Annotated in this window: 10 protein-coding genes and 1 other RNA gene; 8 read left to right on the top strand and 3 right to left on the bottom strand. The window is 61.5% G+C overall.

Annotated features, from left to right (window positions below; all coding sequences use genetic code 11):
* Positions 1-73 precede the first annotated feature (73 nt).
* The gene (xdhB, locus tag OPU96_RS04070; RefSeq protein WP_498558681.1) at positions 74-2473 is read right to left on the bottom strand and encodes a xanthine dehydrogenase molybdopterin binding subunit; all 2400 of its coding nucleotides are present in this window, start codon (positions 2471-2473) and stop codon (positions 74-76) included.
* Positions 2466-3914 (bottom strand): xanthine dehydrogenase small subunit, encoded by a 1449-nt coding sequence (xdhA, locus tag OPU96_RS04065; RefSeq protein WP_226454907.1) that lies wholly within the window; start codon positions 3912-3914, stop codon positions 2466-2468. Before xdhA ends, xdhB begins: the two co-directional genes overlap by 8 nt.
* A 280-nt stretch (positions 3915-4194) precedes the next feature.
* On the opposite strand from xdhA, the gene OPU96_RS04060 reads away from it, so the two are divergent.
* From OPU96_RS04060 to OPU96_RS04025, 8 genes are all read left to right on the top strand, one after another.
* On the top strand, positions 4195-4854 hold the full coding sequence (locus OPU96_RS04060; RefSeq protein WP_192297140.1) for a GntR family transcriptional regulator: 660 nt from the start codon (positions 4195-4197) through the stop codon (positions 4852-4854).
* A 2-nt stretch (positions 4855-4856) separates the two neighbouring features.
* On the top strand, positions 4857-8345 hold the full coding sequence (smc, locus tag OPU96_RS04055; RefSeq protein ID WP_498558680.1) for a chromosome segregation protein SMC: 3489 nt from the start codon (positions 4857-4859) through the stop codon (positions 8343-8345).
* Positions 8346-8604: 259 nt separating this feature from the next.
* On the top strand, positions 8605-9468 hold the full coding sequence (zipA, locus tag OPU96_RS04050; protein ID WP_305391345.1) for a cell division protein ZipA: 864 nt from the start codon (positions 8605-8607) through the stop codon (positions 9466-9468).
* Between the two features lie 64 nt (positions 9469-9532).
* Positions 9533-11890 carry an NAD-dependent DNA ligase LigA gene (gene ligA / locus OPU96_RS04045; RefSeq protein WP_498558679.1) on the top strand — a complete coding sequence of 786 codons (2358 nt, stop codon included), beginning with the start codon at positions 9533-9535 and terminating at the stop codon, positions 11888-11890.
* Positions 11891-12096: 206 nt separating this feature from the next.
* Complete coding sequence (locus OPU96_RS04040; RefSeq protein WP_498558678.1) at positions 12097-13263, top strand: zinc-binding metallopeptidase family protein; 1167 nt, start codon at positions 12097-12099, stop codon at positions 13261-13263.
* Between the two features lie 238 nt (positions 13264-13501).
* Positions 13502-13598, top strand: an RNA gene (ffs, locus tag OPU96_RS04035) — signal recognition particle sRNA small type.
* A gap of 241 nt (positions 13599-13839) precedes the next feature.
* Complete coding sequence (locus OPU96_RS04030; RefSeq protein ID WP_192297135.1) at positions 13840-14886, top strand: N-acetylmuramidase family protein; 1047 nt, start codon at positions 13840-13842, stop codon at positions 14884-14886.
* Position 14887: 1 nt separating this feature from the next.
* The gene (locus OPU96_RS04025) at positions 14888-15478 is read left to right on the top strand and encodes a hypothetical protein (protein ID WP_226454922.1); all 591 of its coding nucleotides are present in this window, start codon (positions 14888-14890) and stop codon (positions 15476-15478) included.
* A gap of 72 nt (positions 15479-15550) precedes the next feature.
* Here the strand turns inward: OPU96_RS04025 and OPU96_RS04020 are convergent, their stop codons facing one another.
* The gene (locus tag OPU96_RS04020; RefSeq protein WP_498558677.1) at positions 15551-16414 is read right to left on the bottom strand and encodes a LysR family transcriptional regulator; all 864 of its coding nucleotides are present in this window, start codon (positions 16412-16414) and stop codon (positions 15551-15553) included.
* Positions 16415-16482 lie beyond the last annotated feature (68 nt).

Below are 16482 nucleotides of genomic sequence, written 5' to 3'. Positions count from 1 at the left end.
CAGCTCCCACATTTGACGGTGTTCACAGATCAAAATGTGGGAGCTGGCTTGCCTGCGAAGGCAGCGCCTCGGTCTAGAGCGAAGCCATCTCGGTATCAGCCTCAACCACCTTCGCCGCCGTCAACTGGCGCATCTGCTCACAGCCCCACAGCACCCGTTCCGGCGTCGCCGGTGCATCGATCTTTGGCTGATGCCGGTAATCCGCCAGGCTCGCCACCGCATCCTTGATCGCGCACCACGAGGCAATCCCGAGCATGAACGGCGGTTCGCCCACAGCCTTGGAATGGAACACCGTGTCCTCCGGGTTCTTGCGGTTTTCCACCAGCTTGACCCGCAGGTCCAGCGGCATGTCCGCCACCGCCGGGATCTTGTAACTGGCCGGGCCGTTGGTCATCAGCTTGCCCTTGTTGTTCCACACCAACTCTTCCATGGTCAGCCAGCCCATGCCCTGGATGAACCCGCCTTCCACCTGGCCGATGTCGATGGCCGGGTTCAGCGAGGCGCCCACGTCGTGGAGGATGTCGGTGCGTAGCATCTTGTATTCGCCGGTCAGGGTATCGACGATCACTTCGCAGCACGCCGCGCCGAAGGCGAAGTAGTAGAACGGCCGGCCGCGTGACTGGCTGCGGTCGTAGAAGATTTTCGGGGTTTTGTAGAAGCCCGTACTCGACAGCGACACCTGGGCGAAATACGCCTGCTGGATCAGCGCTTCGAAGGTCAGGATCTGCTCGCGCACGCGCACATGGCCGTTGTGGAACGCCACGTCGGCCTCACTGACGTCGTACTTGCGCGCAGCAAACTCCACCAGGCGTTGCTTGATGGTTTCGGCGGCGTTCTGCGCGGCCTTGCCGTTCAGGTCGGCACCGCTGGAGGCGGCAGTCGGCGAGGTGTTGGGCACTTTGTCGGTGTTGGTGGCGGTGATCTGCACGCGGTCGATTTCCACCTGGAACACCTCGGCCACCACCTGCGCGACCTTGGTGTTCAAGCCCTGGCCCATTTCGGTGCCGCCGTGGTTCAGGTGGATGCTGCCGTCCGTGTAGATATGGATCAGCGCACCGGCCTGGTTGAGGAAACTGGCGGTAAACGAAATGCCGAACTTCACCGGGGTCAACGCCAGGCCTTTTTTCAGGATCGGGCTATGGGCGTTGTACAGGCGGATCGCTTCGCGGCGCTCGGCGTATTGGCTGCTGGCCTCCAGTTCGGCGGTCATCTCTTCGAGCAGGTTGTGTTCGACGGTCTGGTAGTAGTGGGTGACGTTGCGCTCGGTCTTGCCGTAGTAGTTGGCCTTGCGCACCGCCAGCGGATCGAGGGCTAGATGGCGCGCGATGGCGTCCATCACTTCCTCGATGGCGACCATGCCTTGCGGGCCGCCGAAGCCGCGATACGCGGTGTTGGACGCGGTGTTGGTCTTGCAGCGATGGCCGTTGACGGTGGCGTCGCCCAGGTAATAGGCGTTGTCGGCGTGGAACATCGCACGGTCGACAATCGAGTTGGACAAGTCCGGCGAGCAGCCGCAGTTGCCGGCCAGGTCCAGGTTGATCCCGTGCAAGCGGCCGCTGTCGTCAAAGCCCACGTCGTATTCGATATAGAAGGGGTGGCGCTTGCCGGTCATCAGCATGTCTTCGACACGCGGCAGGCGCATCTTGGTCGGCTGGCCGGTGAGGCGCGCGACCACCGCACACAGGCACGCGGGGCTGGCGGCCTGGGTTTCCTTGCCGCCGAAACCACCGCCCATGCGGCGCATGTCGACCACGATTTTGTTCATCGACACGTCCAGCACTTCGGCCACCAGTTTCTGCACTTCGGTGGGGTTCTGCGTGGAGCAGTAGACGATCATGCCGCCGTCTTCGGTGGGCATTACCGAGGAGATTTGCGTCTCCAGGTAGAAGTGTTCCTGGCCGCCGATGTGCAGGGTGCCCTGGATACGGTTTTTGGCCGACGCCAGCGCGCCTGCCGAATCACCCCGTTGGTGGGTGTGGCTGTCGAGCACAAAGTGCTTGTTGCGGAAGGCCTCGACCACATCCAGCACCGGCTCCAGGTCTTCGTATTCGATCACCGCAGCCATCGCGGCTTTGCGCGCGGTTTCCAGATCACGCGCGGCGACGGCGAGTACGACCTGGCCGACGAACTGCACCGTGTCGATGGCCAGCAACGGGTCGCCGGGCAGCAGTGGGCCGATGTCTTTCAGGCCTGGCACGTGTTCGTTGGTGATGACGATACGCACGCCTTCGAAGGCGTAGCAGGGGGCGGTGTCGATGCTGAGGATTTTCGCGTGGGCGCGGTCGGACATGCGCGCATACAGGTGCAACTGGTTGGGGAATTCCAGGCGGTCATCGATGTACTGCGCTTCGCCGCTGACATGCTTGGCGGCGCTGTCATGCTTGACGCTGCGGCCGACTCCGGTGGTGAGGTCCTGGGCGAACAACTCGGCCAGTTCGGCCTGGGTTTTAACGACGGCGTGATGGTTAGACATAAGCGGTCACCCGAGTCTCGATGTGCGGTGTTTGCAGCTCGATGAAGTATTTGCGCAGCAGGTTCTGTGCGCTGAGCAGGCGGTATTCCTTACTGGCGCGGAAGTCCGACAGCGGGGTGAAATCCTCGGCCAGGGCGGCGCAGGCGTTCTCGACGGTGGCGCTGTTCCAGGTGGCGCCGAGCAACGCGGCCTCGCAGCTTTTGGCGCGTTTGGGCGTGGCGGCCATGCCACCGAATGCCACGCGGGCTTCGCGCACCACACCATTGTCGATCTTCAGGTTGAACGCGGCGCAGACCGCGGAAATATCATCGTCCAGGCGCTTGGACACCTTGTAGGCGCGAAACAGTGCATGGCCCTTGGGTACGATGATTTTTTCGATGAATTCGCTGTCCTGGCGGGCGGTGACGCGGTAGTCGATGAAATAGTCTTCCAGCGCCAGGGTGCGACGGGTGTTGCCCTTGCACAGCACGATCTGCGCGCCGAGGGCGATCAGCAGCGGCGGCGAATCGCCAATCGGCGAGGCGTTGCCAATGTTGCCACCGAGGGTGCCCTGGTTGCGGATCTGCAAGGAGGCAAAGCGCTGCAGCAGTTCACCGAAGTCCGGGTAGGCCTGGTGCAGCGCGGTGTAGCAATCGGAGAGGGCAGTGGCGGCGCCGATTTCCAGGCGGTCGTCAAAGTCTTCGATGCGCTTCATCTCTTCGATGTTGCCGACGTAGATCATCACTGGCAGGGTGCGGTGAAACTGCGTGACTTCCAGCGCCAGGTCGGTGCCGCCAGCCAACAGACGCGCTTGCGGGTAGGAATCGTAGAGGTCGGCCAGGTCGGCGACGGTCAGTGGCACCAGGCAGCGTTTGTCGCCGCTGTTGAGTTCGCCGGTCTGGGTCGGCGCGATGGCTTTGAGGCGCGCGATGGTCTGGGCTTCTCGGCTGTCGAACTGATCCTGGGGTTTGTTGCAGCAGGCCTGTTCGGCAGCGGCGAGGATCGGGCGATAGCCGGTGCAGCGGCACAGGTTGCCGGCCAGGGCCTCATGGGCTTTTTGGCTGTCGGGGGCGTCGCTGTTCTTTTGCAGGGCGAACAGCGACATCACGAAACCGGGGGTGCAAAAGCCGCACTGCGAGCCGTGGCACTCGACCATCGCCTGCTGCACGCTGTGCAGTTGGCCCTGGTGCTTGAGGTCTTCGACGCTGATCAGTTGTTTGCCGTGCAGCGACGACACGAAGGTCAGGCACGAGTTGAGGCTGCGATAACGGATCTGCTCGGCGCCCTGGGCGTCGGTGTGCAGTTCGCCGACCACCACGGTGCATGCACCGCAGTCGCCGCTGGCGCAGCCTTCCTTGGTGCCGGGCTTGCCCAGATGCTCGCGCAGATAGTTGAGCACGGTGAGATTGGGGTCCAGGGCGTGCTCGCTACGGAGTTCCTGGTTGAGTAAAAACTGGATCACGGAAGGCCTCGCAGACTCATTATTGTTGTTAACCGCTTTGCGCCGAATCTAGTCATCTCTGACTTTTCGGTCAACGAATTTCTGACCAGGAGGTCAAGAAAATGCGATCGCAACACTTTCAATTATGGTCCAGTCTTCTGGAACCGGCGTTTTCAGGGGCTTTTGAGTTTTCAGCTTTGCTTATTCCGTGCCAAATTCGCCACGGTGGGCGTAGCGCCATCAGCGGGCCAATGCGCTACACTGCCGCGCTTGTATCGATAGAAGATTTTGAAGGGAAAACATGACGTTCAAGGCGCCGGACAGTCTCGCCGAGCAAATCGCTCACCACCTCGCCGAACGCATCATTCGCGGCGAACTCAAGCCTGGGGAGCGCATCCAGGAGCAAAAGGTCACGCTGGCCCTCAATGTCAGCCGTGGTTCCGTGCGCGAAGCCTTGTTGATCCTCGAACGCCGCCACCTCATCGCGATCCTGCCGCGCCGTGGCGCCCACGTCACCGAACTCACCGCGCACAAGGTGCAGAGCTTGTGCACGCTGATGGGCGAGTTGTACATCCTGCTCGGCAATGCGGTCGCCCAAGGCTGGCAGACCCAGGCCGACATGGCGCCGTTTGTGCAGATCCAGCAGCGCCTGGTGACCAATTTCGAGCGCCAGGACATCCGCGCCTTCGTCGAAGAAAGCTTCAACGTGATGCGCGCCGCGTACCCCTTCGCCAACAACCCGTACCTGCAGGAAACCGTCGAGAACCTGCAACCGGCGATGAACCGCGCGTATTACCTGGCGCTGGATCAACGCAAGGCGTCCATGAGCGAATACCTGGTGCTGTTCGAGCAACTGCTCGCCGCCGTACTCGCCCGTGACCTGGCGCAGATCCGCCTGGTGTTGTCGGCCTACGGCGAGCGCAGTTGCTCGCTGGTCATCGCTGCGTTGGCGGACGCCTAAACGTGCGGCTCAAGTGCATCAAGCTGGCGGGGTTCAAATCCTTCGTCGACCCGACCACGGTGAACTTCCCCAGTAACATGGCGGCGGTGGTCGGGCCCAATGGTTGCGGCAAGTCGAACATTATCGACGCCGTCCGCTGGGTGATGGGCGAGAGCTCGGCCAAGAACCTGCGCGGCGAGTCGATGACCGACGTCATCTTCAACGGCTCCACCAGCCGCAAGCCCGTGAGCCAGGCCAGTATCGAACTGGTGTTCGACAACTCCGATGGTACGTTGATTGGCGAGTACGCGGCCTACGCCGAAATCTCGATCCGCCGCAAAGTGACCCGCGACAGCCAGAACAGTTATTTCCTCAACGGCACCAAGTGTCGCCGTCGGGACATCACCGATATTTTCCTTGGCACCGGCCTGGGGCCGCGCAGCTACTCGATCATCGAGCAGGGCATGATCTCCAAGCTGATCGAAGCCAAGCCCGAAGACCTGCGCAACTTTATCGAGGAAGCGGCCGGCATCTCCAAGTACAAGGAGCGCCGCCGCGAGACCGAAAACCGTATCCGCCGTACCCACGAGAACCTCGCCCGTCTCACCGACCTGCGTGAAGAGCTGGAGCGCCAGTTGGAGCGCCTGCACCGCCAGGCCCAGGCCGCCGAGAAGTATCAGGAATACAAGGGCGAGGAGCGCCAGCTCAAGGCGCAACTGTCGGCCCTGCGCTGGCAGGCGTTGAACGAGCAGGTCGGCCAGCGCGAAGCCATCATCGGCACCCAGGAAATCAGCTTTGAAGCCCTGGTGGCCGAGCAGCGCAACGCCGACGCCAGCATCGAGCGCCTGCGCGACGGGCACCATGATTTGTCCGAGCGCTTCAATCTGGTGCAGGGCCGCTTCTATTCGGTGGGCGGCGATATTGCCCGCGTCGAGCAGAGCATCCAGCACGGCCAGCAGCGTTTGCGCCAGTTGCAGGATGATCTCAAGGAAGCCGAACGCGCGCGCCTGGAGACCGAGTCCCACCTGGGCCACGACCGCACCTTGCTGCTGACCCTCGGCGAAGAGCTGGACATGCTCACCCCCGAGCAGGAAGTCACCAACGCCGCCGCCGAAGAGGCCGCTGCCGCCCTGGAAGAATCCGAAAGCACCATGCATGGCTGGCAGGAGCAGTGGGACACGTTCAACCTGCAATCCGCCGAACCACGCCGCCAGGCCGAGGTGCAGCAGTCGCGCATCCAGCAACTGGAAACCAGCATGGAACGCCTGGCCGAACGCCAGCGCCGGATGCAGGAAGAGCGTGCGTTGCTGTCGGCCGACCCGGAAGACGCGGCGATCATGGAGCTGAGCGAGCAACTGGCCGAAAGCGAAATGACCCTGGAAGAGCTGGAGGCCAGCGAAGAACAACAAGTGGAGCGCCTGGAGCAGTTGCGCCAGCAGTTGCAACAGGCGACCCAGGCGCAACAGCAGGCCCAGGGCGATTTGCAGCGGCTCAATGGGCGCTTGGCGTCCCTTGAAGCCTTGCAGCAAGCCGCCTTGGACCCGGGCACCGGCACCGCCGAATGGCTGCGCGATCAGCATCTGGCCGAACGCCCGCGCCTGGCGGAAGGCCTGAAAGTGGAAGCGGGCTGGGAGCTGGCGGTGGAAACCGTACTCGGCGCCGACCTGCAAGCGGTGCTGGTGGATGATTTTGGCGGCTTTGACTTGGCCGGGTTTGCCCAGGGCGATCTGCGTTTGCTCAGCCCGGCGGCGGATGGCGCGCGGGTGCCGGGCAGTCTGTTGGACAAAGTTGAAGCGGCGATTGATCTCTCACCCTGGCTGGGCCAGGTCAAGCCGGTGGATTCCCTGGAGCAGGCCCTGGCCCAGCGTGGTCAACTGGCGGCCGGCGAAAGCCTGATCAGCCGTGACGGCTACTGGGTCGGCCGGCACTTCCTGCGGGTGCGCCGCGCCAGTGAAGCGGAAAGCGGCGTATTGGCCCGTGGCCAGGAAATCGTCAACCTGATCGCCGAGCGTGAAGAGCGCGAAGCCACCCTGGAAAGCCTGGAAACCCAACTGCAAACCCTGCGCGCCACCCAGCGCCAGCAAGAGACCGGCCGCGAACACCTGCGCCGTCTGTTGCAGGACGAAGCGCGCCAGCAAGGCGAGCTGAAAGCCCAGCTGTCCGCGAGCAAAGCCAAGGTCGAGCAACTGACCCTGCGCCGCACCCGCCTCGACGAAGAAGTTGCGGAAATGGGCGAGCAGCGCGCCCTGGAACATGAACAGATCGGCGAAGCGCGCCTGCAGTTGCAGGAAGCCCTCGACAGCATGGCCCTCGACACCGAGCAGCGCGAACTGCTGCTGGCCCAGCGTGACAGCCTGCGCGAACGCCTCGACCGTGTGCGTCAGGAGGCCCGCCAGCACAAGGATCATGCGCACCAGCTGGCGGTACGGTTGGGCTCGCTCAAAGCTCAGCACGCGTCCACCGCCCAGGCCCTTGAGCGTCTGGAGATGCAATCCGAACGCCTCACCGAAAAGCGCGAGCAACTGAGTCTCAACCTGGAAGAGGGCGAGGCGCCGCTGGAAGAGTTGCGCCTCAAGCTCGAAGAACTGCTCGACAAGCGCATGACCGTCGACGAAGAACTCAAGACCGCGCAGATCGCCCTGGAAGACGCCGACCGCGAACTGCGCGACGCTGAAAAGCGCCGCACCCAGGCCGAGCAGCAATCCCAGTTGATCCGTGGCCAACTCGAACAACAGCGCATGGAATGGCAAGCCCTGACCGTGCGCCGCAAGACCCTGCAAGACCAGCTGCTTGAAGATGGCTACGACCTGCACGGCGTGCTCAACACGTTGACCACCCAGGCCAACGAGAAAGACGCCGAGGAAGAACTGGAGCGGATTGCCGCGCGTATCCAGCGCCTTGGCGCGATCAACCTCGCGGCCATCGACGAATACCAGCAACAATCCGAGCGTAAACGTTATCTGGACGCGCAGGACGCCGACTTGGTCGAGGCCCTGGACACCCTGGAAAACGTGATCCGCAAGATCGACAAGGAAACCCGCAACCGCTTCAAAGATACCTTTGATCAGATTAATAGCGGTTTACAGGCGTTATTTCCGAAAGTTTTCGGCGGTGGCAGCGCTTACTTGGAACTGACGGGCGAAGATCTACTCGATACAGGGGTAACGATCATGGCGCGGCCTCCGGGCAAGAAGAACAGCACCATCCATTTGTTGTCCGGCGGCGAAAAAGCCCTGACCGCATTGGCCCTGGTATTTGCCATCTTCAAGTTGAACCCGGCGCCGTTCTGCATGCTCGACGAAGTTGACGCGCCATTGGATGACGCTAACGTTGGGCGTTACGCGCGACTGGTTAAAGAGATGTCCCAGACCGTGCAGTTCATCTATATCACCCACAACAAGATCGCCATGGAAATGGCGGATCAATTGATGGGTGTGACGATGCACGAGCCTGGGTGTTCGCGACTGGTTGCGGTGGATGTGGAAGAAGCGATGGCGATGGTGGAATCCTGACCCACGCTTCGAAAGAGAATTTACAGCAGGATGTGAGGTGATTTAACCGTCCGGCAAAGATGGCCTAACGACATAATTGTCCAAGGCATTTTGACAGACGGTGTAAAGTTATCTTTGGTCGTGCTAGTTTAATGTCAATTTTTCGTGTGCGTGGGCAAAACGTCAGTCAGAACATAGAGTTGGCGCCACGTTTTAAAGCGGTTTGCACGGTGCTAAACCCCTTATTTTTCAGCATTTTTTATTAGAGGCACGGGATTACATGGAAATCGGTCTGCGCGAGTGGCTGATCGTCATCGGCATTATTGTCATTGCCGGTATTCTTTTTGATGGCTGGCGCCGCATGCGCGGTGGCAAGGGCAAGCTCAAGTTCCGTCTGGACCGCAACCTGTCCAACTTGCCTGACGACGACGGCGGCGCCGAGCTGCTGGGGCCGCCCCGTGTGCTGGATACCCATAAAGAACCGCAACTGGACGAGCATGACCTGCCGTCGATGAGCGCGCCGCTGCGTGAAGCCCGCGAGCCGTCGCCCAAGCGTGGCAAGCGTGCCAGCGCCGCCGTGGCCGAGCCGCATCAGGGCGACCTGAACCTCGACGTCGATGAAGGCCCGAGCTTCAGCAGCCGCGATGATGATTTCCCCGATGAGAATGTCGGCAAGACTGCCACGCGCCAATCGGTCAACGACCAGCCGGCTGCCGAAGAAGTCTTGGTGATCAGCGTGATCTGCCGCGACGCTGCAGGTTTCAAAGGCCCGGCGCTGTTGCAGAACATCCTCGAAAGCGGCCTGCGGTTTGGCGAGATGGATATTTTCCACCGTCACGAAAGCATGGCCGGTAACGGCGAAGTGCTGTTCTCCATGGCCAACGCGGTCAAGCCCGGCACCTTCGATCTGGACGACATCGACCTGTTCAGCACCCCGGCGGTGAGTTTCTTCCTCGGCCTGCCAGGCCCGCGTCACCCGAAACAAGCGTTCGACGTCATGGTGGCTGCGGCGCGCAAGCTGTCCCAGGAACTGAACGGCGAACTGAAGGATGATCAACGCAGCGTCCTGACCGCCCAGACGATCGAACACTACCGTCAGCGCATCGTCGAGTTCGAGCGTCGCGCCCTGACACAAAAACGCTGAGTAGAATAAGCGCACCAACATTTGAGCAGCTACGGCTGCTCTTTTGCTTTATGAGAGAACACCGATGACCGCCGCCCACACCCGCATCCTCGAACTGCGCGCTGAACTGGATCAGCACAACTACCGCTACCACGTCCTCGACGAGCCGAGCATTCCGGACGCCGAGTACGATCGCTTGTTCCACGAGCTCAAGGCCCTGGAGGCCGAGCACCCGGAGTTGGTCACGCGGGATTCGCCGACACAGCGGGTGGGCAGTGCGGCGTTGTCGGCGTTCACCCAGGTCAAGCATGACGTGCCGATGCTCAGTCTCGGCAACGCATTCGATGAAACCACCATGCTCGAGTTCGATCGCCGCGTGACCGAAGGGCTCGACTTGCCCACCGGCGATCTGTTTGGCGGTGGTGCCGCGGTGGAATACAGCTGTGAGCCCAAGCTCGATGGCCTGGCGGTCAGCCTGCTGTATCAGGATGGCGAACTGGTGCGCGGCGCCACCCGTGGCGACGGCACTACCGGCGAAGACATCAGCGTGAACGTGCGCACCGTGCGCAATATCCCGCTGAAGCTGCACGGCAGCGGTTGGCCGGCGACCCTCGAAGTGCGCGGCGAAGTGTTCATGTCCAAGGCCGGTTTCGAAAGGCTCAACGCCGCGCAACTGGAAATCGGCGGCAAGACCTTCGCCAACCCGCGCAACGCCGCCGCCGGCAGCCTGCGCCAGTTGGATTCGAAGATCACCGCGAGCCGCCCGTTGGAGTTCTGCTGCTACGGCGTGACCACCGATCTCAGCGATACCCACATCGGCAACCTGCAACAGTTGCAGAAGTGGGGCATGCCCATCAGCCATGAGCTGAAACTGGCCAAGGGCATCCAGGACTGCCTGGAGTATTACCGCGACATCGGCGAGCGGCGCAGCAGCCTGCCGTATGAAATCGACGGCGTGGTGTTCAAGGTCAACAGCATTGCCTACCAGCGTGAACTGGGCTTTCGCGCCCGCGAACCGCGCTGGGCCATCGCGCATAAATTCCCGGCCACGGAAGAGCTGACTGAACTGCTCGACGTGGAATTCCAGGTCGGCCGCACGGGCGCCGTTACCCCGGTGGCGCGCTTGAAGCCGGTCAAGGTCGCGGGTGTCACCGTGTCCAACGCCACCTTGCACAACATGGATGAAGTGGCACGCCTGGGCGTCATGATCGGCGACACGGTGATCATCCGCCGCGCCGGTGATGTGATCCCACAGGTCGTCTCCGTGGTGCTCGAGCGTCGTCCGGAACACGCCCGTGCGGTGCCGATCCCCGAGAGCTGCCCGGTGTGCGGTTCCCATGTGGAGCGTACCCAGTTGGTCAAGCGCAGCAAGGGCAAGGAAACTGTCAGTGAAGGCGCGGTGTACCGCTGCGTCGGCCGCTTGGCGTGTGGGGCGCAGCTCAAGCAAGCGATTATCCATTTTGTCTCGCGCCGGGCCATGGACATCGACGGCCTGGGCGACAAGACCATCGAGCAACTGGTGGATGAAAAGCTTATCGGCTCGCCGGCTGACCTCTACAAGCTCAAGTACGAGCAGATCATCGACCTGGAAGGCTTCGCCGACATTTCCAGCAAGAAGCTGATCACCGCCATCGAAAACAGCAAGACTCCGACCCTGGCGCGCTTTATCTATGCCCTGGGGATTCCGGACGTGGGCGAGGAGACCGCCAAGGTGCTGGCGCGCTCCCTGGCTTCCCTGGAGCGGGTGCAGAAGGCCTTGCCGGAAGTGCTGACGTACTTGCCCGATGTGGGGTTGGAAGTGGCGCACGAGATCCACAGCTTCTTTGAAGACAGCCATAACCAGGACGTAATCGGCGCGTTGCTGTCGCCGGACGAGTGCGGCCTGCAACTGCAGGATCAAGGCGACCTGAGCGCCGAGTTCGCCGCCAGCACGACCTTGGGCGGTTTGCTCGACAAGCTGCACGTGCCCAGTGTCGGCCCGGGTGCTGCGCAGAAACTGGCAGACAAGTTCGGCAGCCTGCAAGGCGTGATCAACGCCGATTGGCTGGACATGCGCCAGGCGCTGCCCGAGAAGCAGGCCAAGGCGGTGCGCGAGTTTTTTGATAACCCCGACAACGCCCGCCGTGCCCTGGCCATTGAGCAGCAGCTCAAGGACTTTGGCATGCACTGGGACAGCGAAAAGAAAGTCGTCGAAGGCTTGCCCGAAGCCGGTCACACCTGGGTACTCACCGGTTCCCTGGAGCTGATGAGCCGTGACGTCGCCAAGGACAAGCTGGAAAGCCTCGGCGCCAAGGTGGCGGGTTCCGTTTCGGCGAAAACCCATTGCGTGGTCGCCGGCCCGGGCGCCGGTTCAAAACTGGCCAAGGCCAGCGAGCTGGGCCTGAAGGTGCTGGATGAAGAGGCCTTTGTTGCCTTCCTGGCCAAGCATCACATCACGCTCTGATAAAGGTCTTTTGTAGTGAGCGGGCTTGCCCCGCGCTAGGGGGCGCAGCCGCCCCAAACGGTACGCCGCGGTGTTTCAGGAAGAACGCGGTGCCTGGATTTGGGGCGGCTTCGCCACCCAGCGCGGGGCAAGCCCGCTCACTACAACGATGTGGAACGAACTCTAGGGGGAAATGATCTAGTCTCTGTCACCCAGGGAGAGACGCCATGTTCCGCTACTTCGAACAACTCAGTTCGCGCATTGCCGCACCGTTCGTGGCCGATACCACGCGCAACGCCAAGGTATGGCAGTGCCGCTGCGGCCAATCCTTGTTCTTTCGCAACAGCCAGTGCCTGGCCTGCCAGGCGCTGTTGGGTTATCAGCCCCAGCAAGGTCGCTTGGCCTCCCTGCAGCCCGGTCCTGTCGAAGGCACCTGGCAGCAGGACGGCAACCTGGAAGCGGGCGCCTTTCGTCGTTGCGCCAACCTCGACACCCCGGCCGCCTGCAACTGGCTGATCCCGGCCCACAGCACTGCGGCGCTGTGCGTGGCGTGCAGCCTCAATCGCACCATTCCCGACCTGTCGATCCCGGAAAACCCCGAACGCTGGCGCAAAGTGGAGACCGCCAAGCGTCGCCTGGTGGCGCAACTCATCAGCCTGGGTTTGCAGGTCGTACCCAAAAGCGTCGACGAAGACACCGGCCTGGCCTTCGATTTCATCGGCATCGACCTGGAAGGCAACGCGCCCATGACCGGCCATGCCAGCGGCCTGATCACCCTGGACATCAAGGAAGCCGACGACGCCCATCGTGAGAAAGTTCGCGTGCAGATGCGCGAGCCTTACCGCACCTTGCTCGGACATTTTCGCCATGAGGTGGGGCATTACTACTGGGACCGGCTGATTGCCGACACCCACTGGATCGAGCCGTTTCGCCGACTGTTCGGCGACGAACGCGCCAGTTATGCCGATGCCCTCGATCAGCACTATCAGCAGGGCCCACGTCCCGACTGGCAGCAGGCCTGCGTCAGCGCCTACGCGACCATGCACCCCTGGGAAGACTGGGCCGAAACCTGGGCGCATTACCTGCACATGATGGACGCCGTCGACACCGCCCTGGGCTTCGGCATGAGCGCGCGCGAGATGGACCTGGATTACCAGCCGTTCCCCCTCAGCACCCTCTACGATCCCGAGCACCCGGGCGGCCCGGCGTTCCTGTCGTTCGTCAACGCGTGGATCGAACTGGCCGGCATGCTCAACGAGCTGTCGCGCAGCATGGGCCAGCCGGATTTCTATCCGTTTGTGCTGCCACCGGCGGTGATCGCCAAGCTGCACTTCATTCACTTGGTGATCCAGGAGGAGGGCGGCCGGGCGGATGAGGTCCTACAGGCCCAGTGAAATGGCTTTTCTGTGGGAGCTGGCTTGCCTGCGATAGCATCACCTAGGTCCAACTGATACACCGAGGTGCCTGCATCGCAGGCAAGCCAGCTCCCACAGGGGGCGATGTACTGGCTGAGGCCGTGGGCAAGTGCTTGAACCGCCAGATGTTTTTATTCCAGCACCAACGGTTGTAACTTCCGATGAGATCGGTACAATGGCCCCGCTTGCCGAGAGGCAGGCGTCGTTATGGTGACCCCATCGGTCCCCCCGCAACGATTACCCGTGAACCTGGTCAGAGCCGGAAGGCAGCAGCCACAGCGGGAACATTGTGTGCCGGGGTGTGGCTGGTGGGGTTGCCTCCATAACGCTCTTCCCCGCAGTACCTCTTCTGCTTCAAATCAAAATTCTTTTATTCAGTCATCTGCCAGGTTTATTGCGCAGCACATGACGGCTGTTTCACAACTTTCAATACCCCCACTTTACAAGCCAAAACCACCTTGTTAGTTTCCGCCGGCGACTTGTTTCAGAATATGACAATGGCGCGAATTTGATATTGAAGTGCTATCACTTCTTTAACTAACAAGGATGTCTGTGATGAAAAGCCTGCAAGGGTTGCCCCGTCTTATCAGTGCTTCGGTAGGCGCTCCCGGTAAAGCCCGTAACTTGCCCGCCGATGTGCAGTGCATCCAGTATTTATTCAATCTGATCATCCCCAAACTGGGTTTTCCGCTGGCCGAGAACGGCAAGTGCGACGGCCAGTTGGTGCAGTGCATCAGCCAGTATCAGTTCCGTCATCTCAAGTATGCCCATCCCGATGGAGTGATCGACCCTACCGGCCGTACGTTCAACAGCCTGATCGAGGAAGCAGTGAAGGTGCCGGTCAAAGCCTATCCAACCCTGCGCATCCCGAGCTTTCTCAACGTGTTCGGCAACAACCAGGGCGATGCAGTGCAGGCCACGGTCAATGTGTACCTGGATCGCATGCGGGCGATGATCGAGGCTGAGCGGCGCAACCGTCAGTTGATGCTCCAGGCCACGTGCGACGGGGGCATGACCCTCAGCGAAACGGATTTCAAGAACGCCGCCACCCAGTTGGGTAACGGTATTTCGGTGAATATCATCAAGGCTTTCGCCACGGTTGAATCCGGCGGGCGCTCGGGCTTTGGCCCGGCCAAGTTGCCGGTGATCGCCTTTGAAGGGCACCTGTTTCGCAAGTACACCAAGCACATCTACGACCAGGCGCACCCGCTGCTGTCATACCCCTATGTGAGAAAGGCCGGGCCGCAGTGGCAGGTCAATAACAAGGATCAGGTCAAGGCCTGGGAAACCATGGCCACCGCCTTTGCCCTGGATCAGGAAGCGGCACTGATGTCCGCATCCTGGGGCATGTTTCAGGTGATGGGGTTCAACTTTGCGGCGTGTGGTTACAAGACTGTGTTTGAATTTGCTGCGGCATTAAAGATTAATGCCGGCAGCCAACTAAAGGCGTTCCTGGGTTTTTGCAGCCAGAGCCCGGCGTTGATGAAAGCCATGAAAGACAAGGATTTCGCCGGTATGGCGCGCAACTATAACGGCAAGGATTACGGCATCTATGACCAGCTTATTGAGAAAGCCTACAACGCACTTGAAGGGAAGAAATAAGATGACCCGTTTTCTGGCGATGAGTGTGTTGTCGTTGTGTGTCGTGGCGCCTGCGTTTGCCGGCGCCCCCGCGTTGCATTCGGGCAAGTACGAAGGCTTGATGCTGGCGGTGACGCCAGAGCATCAGGTAGAGGGCTTCTACGCCGAAGAACTGGGCGAGGGTGTGACCCGCAGTTGCGCCTTTTACTTGCAGGGCAAGGCGAATGCACTGACCACCTGGCTCGACGATGCCTACCCAGGCAGCGTGAGTCCGTCCTCCGACGGCGTGACCCTGACCGTTGAGCAGGGTCGCCAGCACCCCGGCTGCATGAGCGTGTTGATGCCAGAGATTGCCACTGGCCTGGACCTGACCCAGACCGCCAACAAGCAGTGGATTGGCCTGGTGACGGTGTCCGCCGACAAGGCCTACCTGCTGAAAACTCCGGGCGCCAAGGTGGCCAAGCGTCCGTATATCGTCAAGGATGATGTGGTTGGCGTGCTGGCCTTCAAGGATGGCTGGGCCCAGGTTGAGTTCATCAATGCCCAGAATCGTTCGTTTATTGGCTGGATCAGCATGGATCAGTACGCGCGCCTGGCGCCTCCGAAAAGCTGATCTCAACAACACGCCGCAAAAATGTGGGAGCACGCCCGCTCCCACACAAGCCCGCTCCGACAGGGGCATGTGTCAGCCAAAGGTCTCGCGAAGTAACCCGGCAAACGCATCCCTGGCCAGATGCCGCTGGGTGTCCTTGTTCCAGAACAATAGATTGTCCACCGTCTGCCACTCGTCAAATCGATACGACGCCAGCTGATCGGCCTGCTCATACCGCGCCAGGATGCCTTCCGGCGCCAATGCCACGCCAATCCCCGCGCTCACGCAACCAATGATCGTGCCCCAACTGGCATAGCTGGCAATGTTCGGTCTGAAATCCTGGGGCTTGACCCAGTTTTCCAGCGCTGCACGGTAGGGGCAGCCGGGCGGCCACACCAGCAAGGTGCGCCCAGCCAGGTCGGCGGCGCTGTGGATCGGTGCGCTTGCCGCGCTGGCGATCAACACCAGGCGCTCGCTGTAGACCACGCAGTGTTCGAGCTTGGCGCGCTTGCCGCCACTGGCCACCAGCGCCACATCCAGGCGGTGGTGTTGCAGGTCGTCGAGCAACTGGCCCCAGGCGCCGGTTACCAGTTCCAGGCAGACCTGCGGGTAGCGTCGGTGATATTCCGCGAGCAATGGTGGCAGACGCCCGCTGGCACTGGACTCCACCGCGCCGATGCGCAGGGTGCCACGGGGGATGGCGTTGGCGTCCACGGCGCGTTTGGATTCGTCCACCAAGGCCAGGATGCGCTCGCAGTACTCCAGGAAAATCTCCCCGGCGGCGCTGATGACCAGCCCGCGCCCGGCACGGATAAATAGCGGCGTGCCCAACTCGCTTTCCAGTTGCTTGATGCGCGTGGTGATGTTGGACGGCACGCAATGCAACTGCACGGCAGCCTGGGCCACGCTGCCGGTTTGCGCGACGGCTCGCACCATTTTCAGTTGGGCCAGTTCCATTGCTCAGTTCCAGTGATTTCAGAAGTCAGAAACGCTTAATTGTCCTACGGATTACCGGGGCCAAGACT

The organism is Pseudomonas sp. RP-B7 (assembly GCF_059803535.1).
The sequence above is the reverse complement of the archived record's forward strand: the minus strand, read 5'-3'. Positions and strand labels throughout refer to the sequence as shown.